A 1,646-nucleotide genomic window follows, 5' to 3' on the forward strand; every position below is an offset into this window, starting at 1 on the left:
GCCAGTTTCGAGCCAGTACCGATCGCCGCAGCCAGTCTCGGACAGGTACACATCGCGCGGCTGCATACGGGTGAAGAAGTCGTCGTCAAAGTCCAACGTCCGGGGCTGCACAAATTATTTACGATCGATCTGGATATCCTCCGAGGCATCGCCAAATATTTCCAAAATCATCCCAAATGGGGGCAGGGCGGACGCGATTGGTTGGGAATATATGATGAGTGCTGTAAAATTTTGTGGGAAGAGACCGACTATATCAGTGAAGGGCAAAATGCCGACACTTTTCGACGGAACTTTCGATCGGCTGATTGGGTCAAGGTACCTCGCGTTTACTGGCGATATTCTTCGACGCGGACGCTGACCTTAGAATACCTTCCAGGGATCAAAATCAGCCACTATGAAGGCATTGAAGCCGCCGGACTCGATCGCCAACAGATCGCTCGTCAAAGTGCCACCGCTTACCTCCAACAACTACTGACCGATGGTTTTTTCCATGCCGATCCGCACCCCGGAAACGTCGCCGTCGATCCCAAAACTGGAGCGTTAATCTTTTATGACTTTGGGATGATGGGCCGCATCGCCCCCGGTACCAAAGAGAAACTGATGGATACCTTATTGGCGATCGCTGGACGCAATGCCGATCGCGTCGTCAATGGTTTAGTTGGATTAGGCGCAGTCGCTGCTGACGCCGACACCGATCCGATTCGCCGCTCGATCCAGTATTTACTCGACAACTTCCTCGACAAACCGATCGAGGCGCAATCGGTCTCCCAGATTACCGACGATCTTTACGATATCGCCTACGGACAGCCCTTCCGGTTCCCGGCAACATTTACCTTCGTCATGCGGGCATTCTCCACGATTGAAGGAGTCGGTAAAGGACTCGATCCCGATTTTAACTTTATGGCAGCCGCCCAACCCTTTGCATTTCAGATTATGAATAGTAACGGTAACAGTACCCCCGATGCCAATACATTCCTAGCCGAAATCGGCAGACAAGCCGCTCAAGTCGGCTCATCCGCCCTCGGACTACCCCGCCGCCTCGAAGATACGATCGAGAAGCTAGAACGCGGCGATATCAAAGTCCGCGTGCGTTCGAGTGAAACCGATCGCTATTTACGCAGACTCGGCGCGATTCAACAAAGTACAAATTCGGCAATCTTGGCTGCAACATTTACATTGTCTGCTACGATGCTGTTTGTCACTAACAACACGCTCCCGGCTGGGGTTTTTGGTGTGTTCGCGGCGATTGCTCTAGTAGCATGGTTTCGGCAAAGCCGGAAAGTCGATCGTCAAGATCGGATGTCCTAAATTAGCGATCTAGGAGAGCTTATCTGGGTACTATGATATTGATGATGGTAGACACTCAATCGGTTTTACAGCCGATCGAATAAACCGATCGCCCTTCGCGCTTGGGTTACGAGCAATTCCGCGCAGTCTACTCTAAAATTTTGGATTATTAATCGGTACAGGCATTAGATTATGAAATCGCGGTTCACAGGTCTTACAGATAAAGGGATGGTACGGAGTGCCAACCAAGACGCCTATCACATCGATCCTGATGGACGATTTTTTATCGTTGCCGACGGTATGGGCGGTCATGCAGGTGGCGAGGAAGCCAGCCGGATTGCGATCGAAACCGCACATAC

General features: G+C 51.4%; 2 protein-coding genes. Both read left to right on the forward strand.

The window, feature by feature from the left end; all coding sequences use genetic code 11:
• A partial coding sequence (locus tag RMO35_RS12840) for an AarF/ABC1/UbiB kinase family protein (protein ID WP_309741680.1) occupies window positions 1–1,308 on the forward strand: 1,308 nt, incomplete at its 5' end.
• A gap of 171 nt (window positions 1,309–1,479) precedes the next feature.
• Window positions 1,480–1,646 (forward strand): protein phosphatase 2C domain-containing protein (locus tag RMO35_RS12845; RefSeq protein ID WP_309741682.1); only part of this gene is annotated, 167 nt, incomplete at its 3' end.

It is taken from the genome of Chamaesiphon sp. OTE_20_metabat_361 (assembly GCF_031364565.1).